Origin of the sequence: Amycolatopsis sp. CFH S0740 (genome assembly GCF_004522315.1) — a bacterium.
GTDB classification, from domain to species: domain Bacteria; phylum Actinomycetota; class Actinomycetes; order Mycobacteriales; family Pseudonocardiaceae; genus Amycolatopsis; species Amycolatopsis nivea.
In genome coordinates this window covers 47618-67173 of record NZ_SDLS01000021.1, presented here as the reverse complement: position 1 = coordinate 67173, position 19556 = coordinate 47618, and the positions used below count along the sequence as shown (strand labels likewise).

Annotated in this window: 17 protein-coding genes; 11 read left to right on the top strand and 6 right to left on the bottom strand. The window is 69.7% G+C overall.

The annotated features are described in order from the left end of the window. Positions 1–8 precede the first annotated feature (8 nt). Positions 9–761: a trypsin-like serine protease gene (locus tag EIZ45_RS30000; protein WP_134667035.1), complete on the top strand. Its 753-nt coding sequence runs from the start codon at positions 9–11 to the stop codon at positions 759–761. A 1-nt stretch (position 762) separates the two neighbouring features. On the opposite strand, the gene EIZ45_RS29995 is transcribed toward EIZ45_RS30000, so the two are convergent. Then, on the bottom strand, positions 763–1734 hold the full coding sequence (locus tag EIZ45_RS29995; RefSeq protein WP_134667037.1) for an NAD(P)/FAD-dependent oxidoreductase: 972 nt from the start codon (positions 1732–1734) through the stop codon (positions 763–765). Positions 1735–1899: 165 nt separating this feature from the next. Between EIZ45_RS29995 and EIZ45_RS29990 the strand changes: the two genes are divergently transcribed. Next, positions 1900–3297, top strand: coding sequence for a class II fumarate hydratase (locus EIZ45_RS29990; RefSeq protein ID WP_134667039.1), 1398 nt, complete (start codon positions 1900–1902; stop codon positions 3295–3297). A gap of 3 nt (positions 3298–3300) precedes the next feature. Here EIZ45_RS29990 and EIZ45_RS29985 read toward each other — a convergent pair whose 3' ends face one another. After that, positions 3301–4200, bottom strand: a complete 900-nt coding sequence (locus EIZ45_RS29985; protein WP_240690803.1) for a DMT family transporter — start codon at positions 4198–4200, stop codon at positions 3301–3303. Between the two features lie 88 nt (positions 4201–4288). On the opposite strand from EIZ45_RS29985, the gene EIZ45_RS29980 reads away from it, so the two are divergent. The 5 genes from EIZ45_RS29980 to EIZ45_RS29960 all read left to right on the top strand — a co-directional run bounded on the left by EIZ45_RS29980 (position 4289) and on the right by EIZ45_RS29960 (position 11288). Further along, positions 4289–5650, top strand: a complete 1362-nt coding sequence (locus EIZ45_RS29980) for a PLP-dependent aminotransferase family protein (RefSeq protein ID WP_134667041.1) — start codon at positions 4289–4291, stop codon at positions 5648–5650. Between the two features lie 91 nt (positions 5651–5741). Beyond that, complete coding sequence (locus EIZ45_RS29975) at positions 5742–7421, top strand: PstS family phosphate ABC transporter substrate-binding protein (RefSeq protein ID WP_134667043.1); 1680 nt, start codon at positions 5742–5744, stop codon at positions 7419–7421. Positions 7422–7490: 69 nt separating this feature from the next. After that, the gene (locus EIZ45_RS29970) at positions 7491–9062 is read left to right on the top strand and encodes an ATP-dependent DNA ligase (RefSeq protein WP_134667045.1); all 1572 of its coding nucleotides are present in this window, start codon (positions 7491–7493) and stop codon (positions 9060–9062) included. 157 nt (positions 9063–9219) lie between these two features. Continuing rightward, positions 9220–10524 (top strand): S8 family serine peptidase, encoded by a 1305-nt coding sequence (locus EIZ45_RS29965; RefSeq protein WP_238604301.1) that lies wholly within the window; start codon positions 9220–9222, stop codon positions 10522–10524. Between the two features lie 116 nt (positions 10525–10640). Then, the gene (locus tag EIZ45_RS29960) at positions 10641–11288 is read left to right on the top strand and encodes a Pr6Pr family membrane protein (RefSeq protein ID WP_134667047.1); all 648 of its coding nucleotides are present in this window, start codon (positions 10641–10643) and stop codon (positions 11286–11288) included. Here the strand turns inward: EIZ45_RS29960 and EIZ45_RS29955 are convergent. After that, complete coding sequence (locus EIZ45_RS29955; protein WP_134667049.1) at positions 11248–12468, bottom strand: NADH:flavin oxidoreductase/NADH oxidase family protein; 1221 nt, start codon at positions 12466–12468, stop codon at positions 11248–11250. The genes EIZ45_RS29960 and EIZ45_RS29955 overlap by 41 nt on opposite strands. A gap of 94 nt (positions 12469–12562) precedes the next feature. Between EIZ45_RS29955 and EIZ45_RS29950 the strand changes: the two genes are divergently transcribed. Beyond that, the gene (locus EIZ45_RS29950; RefSeq protein WP_134667051.1) at positions 12563–13186 is read left to right on the top strand and encodes an MBL fold metallo-hydrolase; all 624 of its coding nucleotides are present in this window, start codon (positions 12563–12565) and stop codon (positions 13184–13186) included. A 398-nt stretch (positions 13187–13584) separates the two neighbouring features. On the opposite strand, the gene EIZ45_RS29945 is transcribed toward EIZ45_RS29950, so the two are convergent. Continuing rightward, on the bottom strand, positions 13585–14052 hold the full coding sequence (locus EIZ45_RS29945; RefSeq protein ID WP_134667053.1) for a DUF309 domain-containing protein: 468 nt from the start codon (positions 14050–14052) through the stop codon (positions 13585–13587). A 67-nt stretch (positions 14053–14119) separates the two neighbouring features. Between EIZ45_RS29945 and EIZ45_RS29940 the strand changes: the two genes are divergently transcribed. Beyond that, complete coding sequence (locus EIZ45_RS29940) at positions 14120–15559, top strand: GuaB1 family IMP dehydrogenase-related protein (RefSeq protein ID WP_037816703.1); 1440 nt, start codon at positions 14120–14122, stop codon at positions 15557–15559. A 56-nt stretch (positions 15560–15615) separates the two neighbouring features. Here EIZ45_RS29940 and EIZ45_RS29935 read toward each other — a convergent pair whose 3' ends face one another. After that, positions 15616–16902, bottom strand: coding sequence for a PhoH family protein (locus tag EIZ45_RS29935; RefSeq protein WP_107051135.1), 1287 nt, complete (start codon positions 16900–16902; stop codon positions 15616–15618). Between the two features lie 735 nt (positions 16903–17637). Here EIZ45_RS29935 and EIZ45_RS29930 point away from each other — a divergent pair. Continuing rightward, the gene (locus EIZ45_RS29930; RefSeq protein ID WP_037367894.1) at positions 17638–17886 is read left to right on the top strand and encodes a hypothetical protein; all 249 of its coding nucleotides are present in this window, start codon (positions 17638–17640) and stop codon (positions 17884–17886) included. Positions 17887–17991: 105 nt separating this feature from the next. Here the strand turns inward: EIZ45_RS29930 and EIZ45_RS29925 are convergent, their stop codons facing one another. Then, the gene (locus EIZ45_RS29925; protein ID WP_037816707.1) at positions 17992–18750 is read right to left on the bottom strand and encodes an isoprenyl transferase; all 759 of its coding nucleotides are present in this window, start codon (positions 18748–18750) and stop codon (positions 17992–17994) included. 105 nt (positions 18751–18855) lie between these two features. On the opposite strand from EIZ45_RS29925, the gene EIZ45_RS29920 reads away from it, so the two are divergent. After that, a complete protein-coding gene (locus EIZ45_RS29920) occupies positions 18856–19530 on the top strand; it encodes a hemolysin III family protein (protein WP_199817900.1) in 675 nt (224 codons plus the stop codon). Positions 19531–19556: the final 26 nt, after the last annotated feature.

The following is a 19556-nucleotide window of genomic DNA, read 5'->3' as shown; positions in this document are numbered from 1 at the left end:
GTTTCCCGGTGTCGAAACGGCTGTTCGCGCTGGTGCTGACTGTCCTCATCGGAGTCGTGCTCAGCGCGGGCAGCGCGTTCGCCGGGCCCTCGATCGTCGGCGGAACCGACGCGGACCAGCCTTACCCCTTCGCGGTGTCCCTGCACACCTCGGGCGGCGCGCTGTTCTGCGGCGGCGCGCTGATCACGCCGACCTGGGTGGTCACCGCGGCGCACTGCCTGTCCGCGAAGGACCCGGCGACGATGGGGTTGCGCGTCGGCAGCAACGACGCGGACGAGGGCGGGGAAACTCCGAAAGCGGCGGAATTCGTGCTGCACCCGCATTTCAACGCCGAAACGCAAACCGGCGACGTCGGCCTGATCCGGCTGACGGCCCCGGTGAAGGCCGCGCCGATCGCGATCGGCGGTTCGGCGTCGCCCGGCACGCCGGTCCGGGTGATCGGCTGGGGCCAGACGTGCGCGACGCCGAATTGCGGCCCGGTGTCGAAGACGCTGCGCCAGCTGGACACGCACCTGGTGGAGGGCGCGAAATGCACGGCGGGGTTCGACGGAACCTCCGAGCTGTGCACGGAAAGCCCCGGCGGTTCCGGCTCGTGCTACGGCGATTCCGGCGGCCCGGAACTGATCCGCGACGGCGACCGGTGGACGCTGGCCGGGATGGTCAGCCGCCCGGGAAACCGCTCGTCGACGTGCGGATCGGCACCGTCGATCGCGACCTCGGCGGTGGCGTATCAGCCGTGGATCGCGGAGAAAACCGGCTGAGTCACTCGACGTTGCTCGAATGCCCCGGGAACAAATGCGCCTCGGGATTCAACGCCACCGCGATGTTGTTCACCGCCGTCGCCGCCTCGCCGAACCCGGTCGCGATCAGCTTCACCTTCCCCGGATACGCCGCCACGTCCCCAGCCGCGTAAACGCGCGGCCGCGCCGTCGCCATCGTCGAATCCACCGAAATCGCGCGGTGATCGATTTCCAAGCCCCAGCTTTCGATCGGCCCCAAATCCGCGGTAAAGCCCAACGCCGCAACCACCGCGTCCGCGCGCAGCTGTTCGTCCGCGCCGCCCTTCACCGTCACGTCGACCGCCGTCAGCGAACCGTCTGGGGCTTCGACAAACCGGGCCACCTCGGCGTCCGTGACCAGTCGCACGCCCAGTTCCTGCACCTGCCGCACGATCGATTCCGCGGCACGGAACTTCGCGCGGCGGTGCACGAGGGTCACGCTCGCCGCGACCGGATGCAGCGCCAGGCACCAGTCGAACGCCGAATCCCCGCCGCCGACCACGACGACGTGCTGGCCCGCGTGAGTCGCCAGCGATGGGACGAAGTGGACCATCCCGCGGCCGAGCCAGCCGTCTCCGGCGGGCAGCGGACGGGGCGTGAACTCGCCGATGCCCGCGGTGATCAGGACCGCGCCCGCGCGCAGCACGTCGCCGCCGTCGAGGGTCAGTTCGAGACCGCCGTCGACGCTCTCCAGCTTCTCCGCCTTGCGGCCGAGCAGGTAATCCGGCTTCCACGGCGCGGCCTGGTCCACCAGGCCCTGCACGAGATCACGGCCGCGGATCGCGGGGAACCCGCCGACGTCGTAGATCATCTTCTCCGGATACATCGCGGTGACCTGCCCGCCCGGTTCGGGCAGCGAATCGACGACGGCCATCGACAGGCCGCGGAATCCCGCGTAGTAGGCGGCGAAGAGGCCGGTGGGTCCGGCTCCGATGACGACGAGGTCGTAATCCATGAGGCTCGCTCCATGCCAGTGGTGGGTGGCGGTGATCGAGAACACATCGAGAGTAGCCAGTGTGGCAATGCCACTCCGTTGAGGGCGGAGGTGGGGCGGGTGCGGGTTACCGAGGTGGGCGACAACACCCGGCCGGTTGCGCGAAACGGGGCCAGAATCGGGGGTATGGCTGAACAGGAATACCGGATCGAACACGACACGATGGGTGAGGTCCGCGTCCCGGTCGACGCGCTTTACCGCGCGCAGACGCAGCGTGCCGTCGAGAACTTCCCCATCTCCGGCCGCGGTCTCGAGCGCGCCCAGATCCGCGCGCTGGGCCTGTTGAAGGCCGCCGCCGCCCGCGTGAACGCGCGGCTCGGCGTCCTGGACGCCGACGTCGCCGACGCGATCGCGAAGGCCGCCGACGAGGTCGCCGAGGGCCGCCACGACGAGCACTTCCCGATCGACGTCTTCCAGACCGGCTCGGGCACGTCGTCCAACATGAACGCGAACGAGGTCATCGCGACGCTGGCCAGTCGCGCGCTCGGCCGCGACGTGCACCCGAACGACCACGTCAACGCCTCGCAGTCGTCCAATGACACCTTTCCGACGACGATCCACGTCGCCGCCACCGAGGCCGTCCTCACCGACGTCGTCCCGGCGCTGGAGCACCTCGCCGGCGCGATCGAGGCGCGCGCCGAGGAGTGGCAGGACGTCGTCAAGTCCGGGCGCACGCACCTGATGGACGCCGTGCCGATCACGCTCGGCCAGGAGGCGGGCGCGTGGGCCGCGCAGATCCGCTTCGGCATCGAACGGCTGCAGTCCGGTCTGCCGAGGCTGGGCGAACTGCCGATCGGCGGCACCGCGGTCGGTTCCGGCCTGAACGCGCCCGACGGCTTCGGCGCGGCGGTGTCGGCTGAGCTGGCGCAGATCACCGGGTTGCCGCTCACCGAGGCACGCAACCACTTCGAGGCGCAGGCGACGCAGGACAGCGTGGTCGAGACTTCCGGGCACCTGCGCACGGTCGCGGTGTCGCTGAACAAGATCGCGAACGACCTGCGCTGGCTGGGTTCCGGCCCGCGCACCGGCTTGGCCGAACTGGCGTTGCCCGACCTGCAGCCGGGTTCGTCGATCATGCCGGGCAAGGTCAACCCGGTCATCCCGGAGGCGACGCTGCAGGTCGTCGCGCAGGTCGTCGGCAACGACGCGGCGGTCGCGTTCGCCGGCGCGGCGGGCAACTTCCAGCTCAACGTGAACCTGCCGGTCATCGCGCGCAACGTGCTCGAATCGGCGCGGCTGCTCGCGGCCGTTTCGCGGCTGCTGGCGGACAAGGTGTTCGCCGGGGTCACCGCGAACGTCGAGCGCGCGCGGCAGTACGCCGAGGGGTCGCCGTCGATCGTCACGCCGCTCAACAAGTACATCGGCTACGAGGAAGCGGCCGCGGTGGCGAAGCAGGCGCTCAAGGAACTCAAGACGATCCGCGAGGTCGTGCTGGAGCGCGGGTACGTCCGCGACGGCAAGCTCACTGAGGCACAGCTGGACGAGGCACTCGATGTGCTGCGGATGGCGCGTGGCGGCAAGTAGCGGTCAGCCGATCGTAGCGGCTCGCTCGGACAATTCCGGGCGAGCCGCTTCGCGTTTCCGCAGTCCACATGCGACTCCCGCGGCGACCAGGATGACCCCGGCCAGGTCCTTGAGCTCGAACTGTTGCGCCCCGATCAGCACCGCCACGGCCAGCCCGGACACCGGCATCAGCCCGATCAGCACGCCCGCCCGGTCCGCGCCCAATTCGACGACGCAGCTGTACCAGAGCACGAAAGCCACCGCGGTCACCACGACGGCCAGCAGCAGCAACGCGACGAGTTCACGCCCGTTCGGCCACCGCCAGGCTCCGGCCGGATCGACCACCGTACCGACCACGGAACCGCTTGCCGCAGCGGTGAAACAGCCCCACGTCGAGGTCGCCAACGGCCCGAGCCGACGCAGCAATCCCACCGCGAGCAGGGTGAACGACGCTTCGCACAGCATCGCCAGCGCGGCCAGCAACAGCCCTGGCGCGGAAGCGGATCCGCCGCCGGACAGCACCACGATGCCGAGCCCGGCCAGTACCGACCCGACGACCGGCGCGGCGGACGGACGGCGACCGTCCAGCATCGGCGCGATCAACGCGAGCACGAGCGGGCTGGCCCCGAGAAACGCCGCCACCGCGCTGGGTTCCGCGTAGCGCTGCGCCAGCAGCAGACAGGCCTGGAACCCGATCATCCCGGTCGCGGCGAGGCCGAGCAGAGTCGGCAGATCGCCCAGTTTCGGCCGCGGCAGCGGACTGCGCGTGACCTTCGCCCAGCCCAGCAGCAGAAGCCCGCCCAGCGCGTACCGCAACGCCTGCCCGGTGATCACCGGATACCCGTCCAGCATGCCGGTGACCGGCACCGATCCGCCGACCAGCACCGCGCCGGCCACCCCTGAAAGCACCATCGACCGTTTCACGCCGCTCAGTCTTCAGCGGAGAGTGGTCTATTCAGAAGGACCACTCAATACTGGCCTAACTGGACCACTTGGCCGTACTGTCGTGGCCGTGGAGACCATCCGGGAGTTGCTCCTGCCCGCCGCCACCGGAGGACGCCGGGGCCGCGCCGTCGAGGCCGCGCTGCGCGACGCGATCCGCACCGGGCGGCTGGCGGTCGGCACCCGGCTGCCGTCGAGCCGCGATCTCGCGCGCCAGCTCGGGGTCGCGCGCGGCACCGTCACCGCGTTGTACGAGCAGCTCACCGCCGAGGGTTACCTGCTGAGCAAGCACGGGTCAGGCACTCGCGTCGCGCCGATCGACGATCCCGCGCCGAATCCTCGGGTCAGCGCAGCGAAAACGCAGACCTGGGAGTTCGACTTGCGTCCGGGCCTGCCCGCGTTGTCGGCGTTCCCGCGGGCAGAATGGCTTGCCGCCGAACGAGAAGCCCTGAACGCGACCCCAGATCTCGGTCTCGGCTACCCCGATCCGACCGGACACCCCGCGTTGCGCGCGGAACTGGCCGCCTACCTCGGCCGCGTCCGGGCGCTGCCGACGAACCCGGACGACATCGTGATCACCAGCGGAGCTGCGGAAGCGTTGTCGTTGCTGGCAGATGCCTTGCCGGACCAGCGCATCGCCGTCGAAGACCCTAGCCACCACGGCCAAGCGAACCTGCTGCGCGACCACGGGCTGGCCCCGGTCGGAATCCCGGTCGACGACAAGGGCATCGACGTCGAAGCACTGTCCATTTCAGACTGCTCCGTCGTGTTGGTCACCGCCGCACACCAGTTCCCGCTCGGCGTCGCGTTGCATCCGGAACGCCGTCGGCAACTGCTTGCCTGGGCGGCGGAAACCGGCGGGCTCATCCTCGAAGACGACTACGACGCCGAACATCGCTACGACCGTCCCGCGCTGGGCGCGATGCGCGCGCTCGCACCGGATCACGTCGCGTACATCGGCAGCGTCAGCAAAGTTCTTGCGCCAGCGTTGCGGATCGGCTGGCTCATTCCGCCGCGGCGGCTGCGCGACGCCGTGGCCCGGGTCAAGGAAATGCACGACCTCGGTTGCCCGCCGCTCCCGCAAGCCGCGCTCGCGCATCTGATCGCCACCGGCGGTTACGACCGGCATCTGCGCCGTACTCGACGGCTGTACCGCGCTCGTCGCGACGCGCTGATCGAAGCCCTGACCGAGCGTCTTCCGCAGTGGCAGCCGGTCGGAATCGCCGCCGGACTGCACCTCGTCGTCCGGTTGCCCGACGGCACCGATGACGTGCGGCTGCAGGAAAAACTCGCTGCGGCAGGCGTGCACGCCCCGGCTTTGTCGACTTATTCCCATACCTCAGCCGGATATCCGGGCCTCGTGCTCGGGTACGCCGCGCTCCCTCCGGACCGGCTCCGCGCCGCTGTCGATCGGATCGCGTCGGCCGGCTGAACCGCTGGTGAACACCTGGTGCACCGGGGAGGGGTCCCGTTGCTGACGCTTAGGGTTGACCTTCTCGGGAGCAGGCAAGGGGGAGGCGACCGTGAGCTTCGGGGAAATAGTGCGAACACTCGCCGACGTGCTCACGTCCAGCCGCGGCATCGTGCCCATCGCCGTCGTCGCGGGCGCGACCATCCTCGCCCCGGTCATCGACCGCTACGTGATCCGCCGCAGGCGCGTGCTCTACCGGGAGCTCTACAACTCCAAGATCGGCCTCAACCCGGTGACGCTCAGCGACTCGGACAACGGTGCGGTGCAAGCGGATCCGGAACTCATGCGCACCGTGCAACTGCTGGAACCGCTCAGCGTGGTCGTGATCCGCATCCGCAACACCGGCAGCTTCGACATCGGCCCGGACGACTGGGAACACCCGCTGCAGTTCACCTTCGGCAGGCGGGTGGTGTGGGACGCGCGCGTATCCGATGCCAAAGACGGGTTGCGTGAGGTGGTACGGAACGGGCTTGAATTCTTCACTCATGATCAGCCTACGCCGGAAAACGGAACCGCGCGACTGTCCGGTGTGCGAGCGTTGCTGCCGCAGCGTCTGACCGCGCTGCTGCGACAAGCCGACGCACCGGCCGCCGCGGCACCGCAATGGCACGGTGTCCGCCTCGAACAGCTTTCCTTGAAGCGGCGGGAAAAGTTCAAACTCGTCGTCGTGCTGCGCGAGCCGGACGACTGGCGCGGCGGGCCGTTATCCAAGGAACTGGACGTCACCGGAAGGCTCAGCGGCGGGCGAATCAAAGACGAACGCAAACAGCGCTGGCTGTCGTGGCCGGTGGTCACGGGAGCGATCGGAGTGCTGCTGACCGGGGCGTTGCTGAGCATGCTCCTCGTCGCCGTGTCGCGTGGGTCCGAACCCGGCTGCGGCAACGGATCCCTCGCAGTGCACGGATCCAGCGCGTTCGCGCCCATCATGAACAGCGTCGCGACCGAATACCAGAAGCTGTGTCCTGGCGCGAAAATCACGACCCAAGCGGACGGAAGCGTGTCCGCGGTGCGCGAACTGGGACCGTTGCCCGCGGAGCAAAAGGACAGCATGGCAGTGCTTTCCGACGGCAAGGCTTCCGACGCCGGGCCGGATCTGGTCACGCAACCGGTCGCAGTGCTCGTGTACAGCCTGGTGGTGAACAGCGCCGTCGGCGTCGACCGGCTGAGCACTGAGCAGGTGCGCGGCATCTTCAACGGGAAGTACACCGACTGGGCGCAACTGCGCGAGGGTCCGTCGGTCCCGATCCGGGTTGTCGGGCGCGGGCAGGAATCGGGTACGCGCAAGACTTTCGAGCAGAAAGTGCTGGGTGCCGCAGAGCCGGGACTGTCCTCGGACGACTGCCGGACGCCGACCCGCGACCCGCACGCCACCGTGGTGCGCTGCGAACGCGGCAAGACCGACGAACTGCTGCGCGCGATCGGCGACACCCCCGGCGCCATCGGCTACGCGGACGTGCCCGCGGCCAAGATCGCCGCGGCGGGCGGCCGCGTCGCGATGGCGAAACTCGACGACCGCTACCCCGACGTGACCAGCATCGACGCGGGCTATCGCTTCTGGACAGTCGAGTATCTCTACACCAAGGGCGTGCCGGAGAACGATTCGCTGCTGAAGCAGTTCCTCGACTACCTGCGCAGCAGCACGGCGCGGGCGGAACTGCAGGACGCAGGGTACACGCCGTGTGTGACAAAACAGGGGCTGCTGGACCAGTACTGCACTCGTCCGGATGCCTGACCAGCTCTTTTTCACCCGGTCGAGGCTGGAACGGGAGTTTTTGTCGGTGGCGGGGGCGATGATGGCCGGGTGTTGTTCACCGACCTCGTCACCGCCTCCGCCGAAATGGCGGCCACGCGGTCACGGAAAACGAAAATTGCCGTGCTGGCCGCCGTGCTGCGCGCGGCCGAACCCGGCGAACTGCCCGCGGTGATCGCGTATCTCACCGGGCAGACCGCGCAGGACCGGCTCGGCGCCGGCTGGCGCACGCTCGCCGACCTCGCCGTCGAACCCGCGGCCGCGCCTGCCGTCTCAGTGGCGGAGGTCGACGTCGCGCTCACCGAGGTCGCGGCCGCGGCGGGCGCGGGTTCGGTGAAGCGCCGAGCGGAGGTGCTCGCCGCGCTGTTCTCCCGCCTGACCAGGGCCGAGCAGGAGTTCGTGTTCCGGCTCGTCACCGGGGAGCTGCGGCAGGGCGCGCTGGAAGGCGTGATGGTCGACGCGGTCGCGGCGGCAGCCGAGGTCGAAGTCGACCAGGTGCGGCGCGCGTTCATGCTGTCCGGGCGGCTGCCGGTCACCGGACAGGCGGCGCTCACCGGGGGCGCGGCGGCGCTCGCGGAATTCGGGCTGGAGCTGGGCCGTCCGGTGCGGCCGATGCTCGCGTCGCCGGCGGAATCGCTGGAGGAAGCCGTGACGGAGCACGGGAACGCGATCGTCGAGTACAAAATGGACGGTGCGCGGATCCAGGTGCACCGGCGCGGCGCGGAAGTGCACGTGTACACGCGCACGCTGCGGGAAATCACCGGCAGCGTCGCCGAATTGGTCGAACTGGTGCGGGCGCTCCCGTGCGAATCGGTGGTGCTGGACGGCGAGACCCTCGCGCTCACCGACGACGGGCGGCCGCGGCCGTTCCAGGAAACGATGAGCCGGTTCGGCAGCACGCGGGACGAACAGGTGCGGGCGTTGCTGCTGCGGCCGTACTTCTTCGACTGCCTGCATCTGGACGGGGTCGATCTGCTCGACGCGCCGTTGTCCGAACGGAACGAGGCGCTGCGCCGGGTGGCGGGCGAACACGTGATCCCCGGCTCGGTCCGGCCGGAATCGCCGGCGGCAGTGCTCGACGCGGCGATGGACGCCGGGCACGAGGGCGTGATGGTGAAGGACCTCGATTCGATCTACGCGGCCGGACGGCGCGGGCGCGCGTGGCTGAAGGTGAAACCGGTGCACACCATCGACCTGGTGGTGCTGGCGGCGGAATGGGGCCACGGGCGGCGCACCGGCAAACTGTCGAACCTGCACCTCGGCGCGCGCGATCCGGACGGCGGGCCGCCGATCATGGTGGGCAAGACGTTCAAGGGCCTTACCGACGAGCTGCTGGCCTGGCAGACTGAGCGGTTCCAGGAGATCGAGACGCACCGGGACCGGTGGACCGTCCACGTGCGGCCGGAGACGGTAGTCGAGATCGAGCTGGACGGGGCGCAGGTCAGCACGCGGTATCCGGGCGGGCTGGCGCTGCGGTTCGCGCGAGTGGTGCGGTACCGGCCGGACAAGGATCCCGGCGAGGCCGACACCATCGACACCGTCCGCGGGCTGCTGCGCGGCAGCCGTCCGGCGACGGACGCCAGCCAGGCGGAGCAGTCCGGTTCCGAGGAGGCATCCGGATGATGATCGCCGCGCCCGCCCTCCGGATGAGTGGGCACATTACGGACATCGGGCAGTTTTCCCCGCTGTGCTCAGGAAAACGCCCGACGAAAGTCGATGTCGCACCCGTGGCCGCGTACCCGAGAGTGGGAGCACTGGCCTGCGTCGATAGGAGAAAAGCATGACGTTCCGGGTGAAATCAGCCGTCCGGGGACTCGGGCGGCCGATGACCCTGCTGGCGGGCGTGGCGCTCGCCGCCACCGTGGTGGCGGCACCGGCCAGTGCCGCGCCCGCACCGCCGCAGCAGCCGCCGCGACACCACTTCTCGGCTGCCGCGCAGTCGTTCGTCGGCGCGACCACGGTGCGCGAGCGGGTGGCGCGGCTCAACGCGGCGATGGCCAAGCTGCCGAAGGAAAGCGGCGCGTACAACGCCACGAAGCTGTGGAACCAGGGCATCACCGGCGCCGGGTCCACCGTGGCCACGCTCGTGTCGTTCGGCGACGACAAGGTCAAGCAGGTGCTGGACGAGTACTCCCGGCAGCACGGTCTGCCGCCGGCGAACGTCGAGGTGCTGCAGCCGTCCGGTGCGGTGCCCGCGTGCACCGATCCCGGGGTGGACACCGCCACCTGCCAGTCGTGGGGCGGGGAAACCGATCTCGACGTCACGATGATGCACGCGATGGCTCCGGGCGCGAAGATCGTCGTCGCCGCCACCCCGGTCGCCGAGACGCAGGGCTTCGCCGGGCTGCCGGAAATGATGCACGCGGTCGACTACATGACCGAGCACCGCATCGCCGACGTGGTTTCGATGAGCTTCGGCACCACCGAGGAGAACTTCCCGTCGTTCGAGTCGATCAAGACCCTCGACCCGGCGCTGGAACGGGCGAGCAAGGCGGGCGTCACGCTGGTGGCGTCGTCGGGCGACGACGGCCCGACCGGGGCGTACCTGCAAGGCCCCGGCCGGTATCCGTACCGCGTGGCGAGCTGGCCCGCCAGCGACCCGAACGTCACCGCGCTCGGCGGCACCCAGCTGCACCTGGACGCGAACGGCGTCCGCACCCAGCCCGACGACCTGGTCAACGCCGCGGACAACGGGTTCAGCGAGGGCGCGGGCCTGTCGAAGGCGTACGCGCGGCCGTCCTGGCAGAACCGCGTCAAGAAGATCACGGGCAGCACGATGCGGTCGTACCCGGACATCAGCATGGAAGGCGTCCAGGGCACGTCTCAGTCGGCGCCGTTGTTCGCCGGCGTGCTGGCGTTGGCGGTGCAGGCCAACCACGGGCGGCTGGGCCAGATCAACCCGGCGCTGTACTCGAAGCTGGGTCCGAAGGGCACCGCGGCCGGGATCGTCGACGTCACCAAGGGCGACAACAGCCAGTGGGACGTCGAAGGCTTCAAGGCCGGTCCGGGCTACGACATCGCGAGCGGCTGGGGCACGATCGACGCGTCGGTCTTCGTGCCCGCTTTGGTGAAGGCGGTGCGGTGATGCGGTAGTCCCCGCGCCGCGGGCGGGCATCCGGGCAGGTTCACCCGGCCCCGGCTCGACCGAACATGGTCGGGCCGGGCCGGGCGGACCCGCTCCGGAGCCGTACTGTCAGCGGTATGTCGTCGAAAGCGTTGGCCCGGCTGTGGTTCGGGGTGACCGCGGTCGTCGTGGTGGCCGCGCTCGTGATCCAGATCGTCGCGCTGGTGCCGCCGCAGGGACGGTACGTCAGCTTCGGCGGACGAGTCGCGAACCTGTTCACCTATTTCACGATCATCTCGAACGTCCTCGTCCTCGTCACCAGCGCGGCTTTCGCCCGCGGACGCGGCACCTCGCCGCTGATGCGCGTGCTGTGGCTCGACGCGCTGGTCGGGATCGTGGTCACCGGGGTCGTGTACCAGGTCGCGCTCGCCGGGCTGTACCAGCTGCACGGGCTCGGCCTGGCCGCGGACATCCTGCTGCACCGCGTCAGCCCGGTGCTGTGCGTACTCGGCTGGCTGCTCTTCGCTCCGCGGGTGCTGGCATGGCGCACCGTCTGGTGGTCGCTCGCCTATCCCTTGGTGTGGCTGGCTTTCACGCTCGTCCGCGGTGCGATCGACGGCTACTACCCGTACCCGTTCGTCAACGCTGACAACCTCGGCTACGGGCAGGTCGCGCTGAACTGCCTGCTCATCGGCGTCTTCTTCATCGCACTCGCCAGCGGTGCCCGGGCCGCCGACCCGCGGCTCAGGCGCGGACCCGCCGAAACGCGTTCAGCGGATCGCTGAGCCCGGCCTGGGCGAACGCGCGCAACGCGCCGCGCTTCAGGTCCACCGGTTTGCCCGCGGCGACGCGGTGCATCTGCTGGGTGTGCCACTGGATCTCGAGCAGGCTGTCGGCGAGCCGGATTCCCGTGCGCGGGCAGCGGCGTTCGGCCCGCACGTCCTCGCCCGCGAGCAACCGGCCCGGCAACCCGGGGTCCACAGTGAACGGACGGCCGATCCCGATCACGTCCAGCGCACCGGATTCCAGCGCCTCCGCCATGCCCGCCGCCGTGGTGAACCCGCCGGTGACCATCAGCGCGACGTCGCTGATCTGACGGGCTTTCGCCGCGTAGTCCAGGAAATACGCTTCCCGCCGCTGCGTGCTCGCCCGGCCGGACCCCATCATCACGGCCCGCTCGTAGGTGCCGCCGGAAATCTCCAACAGATCGATCCCGGCCTCGCCCAGCGCCCGGACCACCTGCAACGACTCGTCCTCGTCGAAGCCGCCGCGCTGGAAGTCAGCGCTGTTGAGCTTCACCGAAACCGGCACGCGATCCCCCACCGCGTCCCGGACCGCGCGCACCACCTCAAGCAGGAACCGGCTGCGGTCGCGCCCCCATTCGTCGTCACGACGGTTCACCAACGGCGACAGGAACTGCGAAATCAGGTACCCGTGCGCGCCGTGGATCTGGATCCCGGCGAACCCGGCGTCGACGAACGTCCGCGCCGACACCGCGAACCTCGCCACCACCGCTTCGATCTCGTCCCCGGTCAACGCCCGCGGCGCGGCGAACGCCGTCCGCACTCCTCGGTCGCCGAACGGCACCGCCGACGGCGCGACCGGCTGGCGAGACAAATACCGCGGACTCTGCCGTCCGGGATGGTTGAGCTGCACCCACAACTGTGCGTCCGTGCCGTCGACGGCCCGCGCCCACGACCGGTACGCCGCCGGGTCGGGCTCGGCGGGCACCGCGACGTTGCGCGGTTCGCCGAGCGCGGTGGGATCGACCATCACATTGCCGGTCACCAGCAGACCCGCGCCCCCACGCGCCCAGGTCCGGTACAGCTGCGCGAGCTCGGCAGAAGGCGCGTTGCGACGGTCGCCAAGCTGCTCGCTGAGCGCCGACTTCGCGATCCGATGCGGCAGCACGGCCCCGCAGTGCAGTTTGAGCGGTTCGGCGAGCAGATCCCGGGGGTCGGTCATGAGCAGTCCCGTCGTCGCGGCTAACTTACCGCGAGTAAGGATACTCGAAAGTAGGTACCGGCGGTATGCCTCGCGGGCCACTAGGGTCTGCGGCATGACGGCCATAGTGCAGAACCTGGTCACGTCGGGCGTGTTCGAGCTCGACGGCGGCAGCTGGGACGTGGACAACAACGTCTGGATAGTCGGCGACGGCTCCGAGGTGATCGTGATCGACGCCGCGCACGACGCGGACGCCATCGCGGACGTAGTCGGAGAACGCACAGTCCGCGCGATTGTCTGCACCCACGCGCACAACGACCACGTCAACGCCGCCCCCGCGCTGGCCGACCGCACCGGCGCCCCGATCCTGCTGCACCCGGCCGACCGCGTCGTCTGGGACCTGACCCACCCGGACCGCGCCCCCGACGATGACCTGGCCGACGGACAGGTCATCACCGTCGCGGGCACCGACCTCACCGTGCTGCACACGCCGGGCCACGCCCCCGGCGCGATCTGCCTGCACAGCCCCGACCTGGAAGTCCTCTTCACCGGAGACACCCTGTTCAACGGCGGCCCCGGCGCGACCGGCCGCTCGTACTCCGACTACCCGACCATCGTGAAGTCCATCCGGGACCGCCTCTTCCCCCTCCCCGACGCGACGATCGTCCGCACCGGCCACGGCGAAGCGACGACCATCGGCAAGGAAAAAGCGGGATCGGCCGACTGGCCCGCCGCCTGACCACCCTTTCTCGCCGGGCGGGGCGGCATGTCTGTCGTCCCGCCCGGCGAGTTACGCGATCGGCTGGCGGAAGCGTTTGCGTCCAGCCTGAACGCCAGCCTGCCTGTCCTCGATCTGAGCGCAGTGCCGCCTCACAGACCGCATCCGCCGAACTGCCCGGCTCACGACCGGCCGCTGCCTGCTACTTGATCAGCCCGCATCGCCGCTCGATCCGCGCCACGTAGCCGCCCGACCTCGACCGGCAGCCGCGCTGAGCCGCACAAAAGCCCGCGTGACCGCCCGACCTGCAGTCGCGCGGAACCGCACCAAAGGCACCGCATAATCCGAGCGCCCAGGCACCGCAGCGAAACCCTCAGCGCAGGCAAAACCAGCCCGGTCACCCCCCGAAGCAACCCCGTCTACGGAGCCAGCCGAGGAACCTCCGGCTCCACCCGAGCCCGTTCCCGAGCCTCCGCCGCAAGCGCTTGCGCCCACCGCTGCAGCCCGGCCACGTCGATCCCGTGCGGCGGCACCTCGGCGAACGGCGCGATGTTCTCCGCACCCCGCTCCAGCAGGGCGACGGCCCCGTTCCCATTCCCCCGCAACGCGTGCGTCAGCCCCACCGCCAGCTGGGCCAGGCCGCGCCACAGTTCGCGTTCCGGGCCGTCCGTCGTTTTCCACGCGTCCTCGAAGACCTCGTGGGCGTGGAACGGGCGGCCGGCGTCCAGCAGGTCCTGTGCCTCCGAGAGGGTCTCCTCCGGGGTCCGCTGCACGCCTTCCGGCTGGCGCGGCACGCCGTCGGAGCCGTACGGCAACGGGCGGCCAAGGCCATCACGAGGGCGGGCGTTGCGGGCGCGCCCCTGGTCGTCGCGATCACGGCTGTCCACCTCGCCATTGTCCCACGGGCCACGCCGGGTTAGCGTCCCGCGCGCAAGCCACGTAGCCTGGTGACTCGTGCGCTTTCTGGATGGGCACGTGCCCGCTCACGACCTGACCTACGACGACGTGTTCCTGCTGCCGAACCGTTCGGACGTGGAATCCCGCTTCGGCGTCGACTTGTCCACTGTGGACGGCACTGGCGCGACGATCCCCTTGGTGGTGGCCAACATGACGGCCGTCGCCGGGCGGCGGATGGCCGAGACCGTCGCTCGCCGCGGCGGGCTCGTCGTGCTTCCGCAGGACGTCGACACGGCCGCGGTGGCCGAAATCGTCTCCTGGGTGAAGTCCCGCCACGCCGTCTGGGACACGCCGCTGGTCCTCACCGGCGGCGACGCGGTGGCCGACGCCCTCAACCTCGTGCACAAGCGAGCACACGGCGCGGTCGTCATCGTCGACGGCGACGGCAAGCCGGTCGGAGTCGTGGACGAGGCCGCCTGCGCCGGTGTCGACCGCTTCGCGCGACTGGCCGACGTCGCCGAGCCCGCTGTCGTCGCCGTGCCGCTGGACACGCCGCCGCGCGAGGTTTTCGAACTCCTGCACAGCCACGGCGGACGGCTCGCTCTCGGTCTCGACGCCGAGGGTCGCCTCGCCGGTGTCCTGACCGCGGTGGGCGCGCTGCGCTCGGAGATCTACACCCCGGCCGCCGACGCTGACGGGAAGCTGCGCGTCGCCGCCGCGGTCGGCGTGAACGGCGACGTCGCGGCGAAGGCCGAAGCGGTGCTGGCCGCGGGCGTCGACACGCTGGTCGTCGACACCGCGCACGGGCACCAGGAAAAGATGATCGCCGCGCTCAAGGCGGTTCGTTCGGTGTCGCCGAAAGTGCCGGTCGTGGCGGGCAACGTCGTGACCGCCGAAGGCACCCGCGACCTCATCCACGCGGGCGCGGACGTCATCAAGGTCGGCGTCGGCCCCGGCGCGATGTGCACCACGCGGATGATGACCGGCGTCGGCCGCCCGCAGTTCTCGGCAGTCGCGGAATGCGCCGCCGCCGCCCGTGAACTGGGCAAACACGTCTGGGCCGACGGAGGCGTGCGGCACCCGCGCGACGTCGCGCTGGCACTGGCCGCGGGCGCGTCGGCGGCGATGGTCGGCTCGTGGTTCGCCGGCACCCACGAATCCCCCGGCGACCTGCGGTACGACGAGCAGGGCCGTCCGTACAAGGAGTCGTTCGGGATGGCGTCGAAGCGCGCCGTCGGAGCCCGGACGCGCACGGACAACGTCTTCGACCGCGCGCGCAAGGCGCTGTTCGAGGAGGGCATCTCCACGTCGCGGATGGCGCTGGACCCGAACCGGCCCGGCGTCGAAGACCTGATCGACTCGATCTGCTCGGGCGTCCGCTCGTCCTGCACGTACGCGGGCGCGCGCACGATCGAGGAGTTCCACGAGCGCGCGGTGCTGGGCGTGCAGTCGGCGGCCGGTTTCGCCGAGGGTCGCCCGCTGCCTTCCGGCTGGTAAGCAGTCCTGGAAAGGCCCCTCGAGGAAGTTCCTCGAGGGGTCTTTCCGGTCCTAGGTCAGCCGTGGTCCTCCAGCATCTCGGTCACCAGCGCCGCGATCGGCGAGCGCTCCGAGCGGGTCAGGGTCACGTGCGCGAACAGCGGGTGCCCCTTCAGCTTCTCGATCACCGCCGAGACGCCGTCGTGCCTGCCGACACGCAGGTTGTCCCGTTGGGCGACGTCGTGCGTGAGCACCACCCGCGACGCCGAACCGAGCCGGGACAGCACGGTCAGCAGCACGTTGCGCTCCAGCGACTGCGCCTCGTCCACGATCACGAACGTGTCGTGCAGCGAGCGGCCCCGGATGTGCGTCAGCGGCAGCACTTCGAGCATGCCGCGGTCGAAGACCTCGTCCAGCACGTCCTGGCTGACCAGCGCGCCGAGCGTGTCGAACACCGCCTGTGCCCACGGCTGCATTTTCTCGCTCTCGGACCCGGGCAGGTAGCCGAGATCCTGGCCGCCGACCGCGTAGACCGGGCGGAACACCACGACCTTGCGGTGCTGCTGGCGTTCCATCACCGCTTCCAGGCCCGCGCACAGCGCCAGCGCCGACTTGCCGGTGCCCGCGCGGCCGCCGAGCGAGACGATGCCGACGTCGGAGTCCAGCAGCAGGTCGAGCGCCACGCGCTGCTCAGCCGAGCGGCCGTGGAGGCCGAACGCCTCGCGGTCGCCGCGCACCAGCCGCACCCGCTTGTCCGCCGTGACCCGGCCGAGCGCGCTCGAACTGCCCGCGAGCAGCCGCAACCCGGTGTGGCACGGCAGTTCGCCCACCTCGCCGAGACCGAACTCCGCCGGATCCGCCGAACCGCCCGAGAAGAGCGCGTCGATCAGCTCCTGTGGCGCGTCCACGTCCGCCATGCCCGTCCAGCCCGACGGCGTGACCTCCTGCGCCCGGTACTCGTCCGCGGTGAGCCCGACCGCGCCCGCTTTGACCCGCAGCGGGATGTCCTTCGTCACCAGGACGACCGCCGGCTGCTCCGTCGCGAGGTTGAGCGCGCACGCGAGGATGCGGTGGTCGTTCGAATCGGTGCGGAAGCCCACCGGGAGGACGGACGGATCGGTGTGGTTCAGCTCCACCTGCAGGGTGCCGCCCTGGTCGCCGATCGGGATCGGGGCGTCGAGCCTGCCGTGCTTGAGCCGGAGGTCGTCCAGCAGCCGGAGGGATTCCCTGGCGAACCAGCCGAGTTCGGAGTGGTGGCGCTTGGCCTCCAGTTCGCTGATGACGACCAGCGGGAGCACCACCGCGTGTTCGGCGAACCGGGTGACCGCCCACGGGTCGGAGAGCAGCACCGACGTGTCGAGCACATAAGTGATGCGTGGGGATTCGGGCGAGATCGAGGCTTTCTCCGGCGCTTGAGCACCGGTCGAAGAACGGCCTGAGGCCTTGCGGGGTGAACGCTGCGCAGTCACGACGGCATCTCCCTCGAGGGCGTGTGCACCCCACGCCCGCACTCGCTGGGCCGGGCACCTCCCTGGCTGGGTCCGCACTCCCTGACGCTGGCTGCGTCAGGCGGCACGGCCACGAGGGCCGGGTGCCGGCCCCCTCGTGCATCTCGTGGGCGGCTGAGCCGCCCCCTCGATCAACGCCACGACCAGGGCCTCCCGCGAGAATCCGCACGGAACGCGAACTCTCTATTCCGGAAGGTACCTACGTCCGCCCCGTCGTGCAGGCAGCCACACAGGTGATTCGCCGATTCGTCATCCCACCGTCGGTCGCCCGAAACAGAGTGTCCACAGTGCTCACTCAGCGTCACGGGGTCCGGCGATCAGGGGGTCGCACAGATGGATGATCATGGAAAATTAATCACCGAGTGCAGGCAATTCCCAGGTAAAGGGCCTTGTACCACGGGGAAGACCGGAATGCATTTCGCGTCCTGGACACTGAACCGTACCGAGTGAACTGGACCTTCCAGCGCTCACACAATGGGCGTACGCACCATTCGCTAGAGGCCATTCGGGGGTAATTTCCTTACTGCGGGACACACCACCGGAACACTCCGGTGCCCCGAATCCCAGTATCTCTACCTAGGAGTGTGCGAAGTGCTGAAGAAGGCTGGAATTGTCGCCGGTGCGGCCGCGGGCCTGATGATGATCGGCGGGACGGCGTTCGCCTCCCCGGCCGCCACCCAGGGCGCTCCGGACCCGACGTTCGGCGACGCCTACGCCACCTTCATCGAGGGCGGCGGCGCGCTGGGCTACGGTGCCGCTTCGCTGGTCGCGGGTGCCTACACCGGCATCGCGCTGACCCCGGCGCTGGTGGCCCACTCGATGGAGCACCACCACGGCTGAGCCGTCTTGCGCGAAGGCCCCGGAGCCCGGCTCCGGGGCCTTCGCGGCGTTAGCGGCCGGGTCGACCGGCCCGGCTGGGTGGGTCCGCCGGGCCGGTTCGCCGCGTCAGGCCCCGAACCGGCGGTGCCGCCAGGCGTAGTCGCGCATCGCGCGGAGAAAGTCGACCCGCCGGAATGCCGGCCAGTAAGCCTCGGTGAACCAGAATTCCGAATGCGCGGACTGCCAGAGCAGAAATCCGGAAAGCCGCTGTTCACCGGATGTTCGGATAATCAGATCCGGATCCGGTTGGCCTGACGTGTACAGATGTTCCGAGATGTGGTCGACGTCGAGGATTTTCGCGAGTTCGCGAATCGAAGTACCCTCGTCGGCGTGCTGCAGGAGAAGCTTGCGGACCGCGTCGGCGATCTCCTGCCGCCCCCCGTAGCCGACCGCGATGTTCACCTCCATGCCCGAGTGGTTCTCGGTCCGCGCCACGGCTGCGGTGAGCTTCTGCGCCACCTCGAGCGGCAGCAGATCCAGCGCGCCGACGATGCGCAGCCGCCACGGCGCCTCGGCCCCAGCGAGCTCGTCGGTGACGTCGGTGATGATTTTCAGCAGCGGCGTGAGCTCGTCCGGATCGCGGTTGAGGTTGTCGGTGGAGAGCAGCCACATCGTCACGACCTCGACCTCGGCCTCCTGGCACCAGCTGAGGAAGTCGGCGATCTTCTTGGCCCCGGCGCGGTGCCCGTCGGCCACGTCGGTGAACCCGGCCTCGCGAGCCCAGCGGCGATTGCCGTCGAGCATGATCGCGATATGCCGCGGATGACGGCCCGCCGACTGCTGGATCAGACGGCGGCTGTAGATGCTGTAGACAACGTCGGACATGAAGGACCGGAGGCTCACGTCGCCCGAGCGTACGCACCCCTGGAACAAGGGTGTGACGCGCCACGGGGGCTGGCGAAAAACCTACGGTCCCGTAGCCTTGGCGAGGTGAGCGTGACGATCGAGCCCCCGCCCGTGCCCGAGGACACCCGGCCTCGGCTGCGCGGCCACATCCACTTCTGGTCGTTCTTCGGCGCCGTCGCCGCGGCCGCCACGCTGATCAGCCTCGCCGCGTCGACGGTCTCGCCGGTCGCCGCACTGGCGACGTCCGTGTACGGCCTCACCGTGCTGGGCGTTTTCGGCGTGAGCGCGCTGTATCACCGCAGGCTGTGGAGCCCGCGCGCGTACAAGTGGATGAAGCGCGCCGACCACTCGATGATCTTCCTGTTCATCGCTGGGACCTACACGCCGTTCACCCTGCTGGCCATGTCGAAGCCAACGGGATACATCGTCCTGGGCATCGTCTGGGGCGGCGCGATCCTCGGTGTGGCGATGAAGATGCTGTGGCCGCACGCACCGCGCTGGCTGGGGGTGCCGATCTACATCGCGCTCGGGTGGGTCGCGGTGTTCGTGCTGCCGGAGCTGCTGAGCCATGCCGGAGTTGCGGCTTTGGTGCTGCTTTGCGTGGGTGGGCTGTTTTATACCGTGGGGGCGGTTTTTTACGCGGTGAAGTGGCCGAATCATTGGCCGGAGACGTTCGGGTACCACGAGTTCTTCCACGCGTGCACGGTGTTGGCTGCGGTGTCGCACTATATTGCGATCTGGTTGGCGATGTACTCGTAGCTCCGGTTCGTGGTTGCATGCCGGAC

What these genes read in the sequence shown, in the direction of transcription:
- EIZ45_RS29995 (WP_134667037.1), bottom strand. Translation starts at nt 1,734, where the DNA reads ATGGATTACGACCTCGTCGTCATCGGAGCCGGACCCACCGGCCTCTTC.
- EIZ45_RS29990 (WP_134667039.1), top strand. Translation starts at nt 1,900, where the DNA reads ATGGCTGAACAGGAATACCGGATCGAACACGACACGATGGGTGAGGTC.
- EIZ45_RS29965 (WP_238604301.1), top strand. Translation starts at nt 9,220, where the DNA reads ATGACGTTCCGGGTGAAATCAGCCGTCCGGGGACTCGGGCGGCCGATG.
- EIZ45_RS29960 (WP_134667047.1), top strand. Translation starts at nt 10,641, where the DNA reads ATGTCGTCGAAAGCGTTGGCCCGGCTGTGGTTCGGGGTGACCGCGGTC.
- EIZ45_RS29955 (WP_134667049.1), bottom strand. Translation starts at nt 12,468, where the DNA reads ATGACCGACCCCCGGGATCTGCTCGCCGAACCGCTCAAACTGCACTGC.
- EIZ45_RS29950 (WP_134667051.1), top strand. Translation starts at nt 12,563, where the DNA reads ATGACGGCCATAGTGCAGAACCTGGTCACGTCGGGCGTGTTCGAGCTC.
- EIZ45_RS29925 (WP_037816707.1), bottom strand. Translation starts at nt 18,750, where the DNA reads ATGTCCGACGTTGTCTACAGCATCTACAGCCGCCGTCTGATCCAGCAG.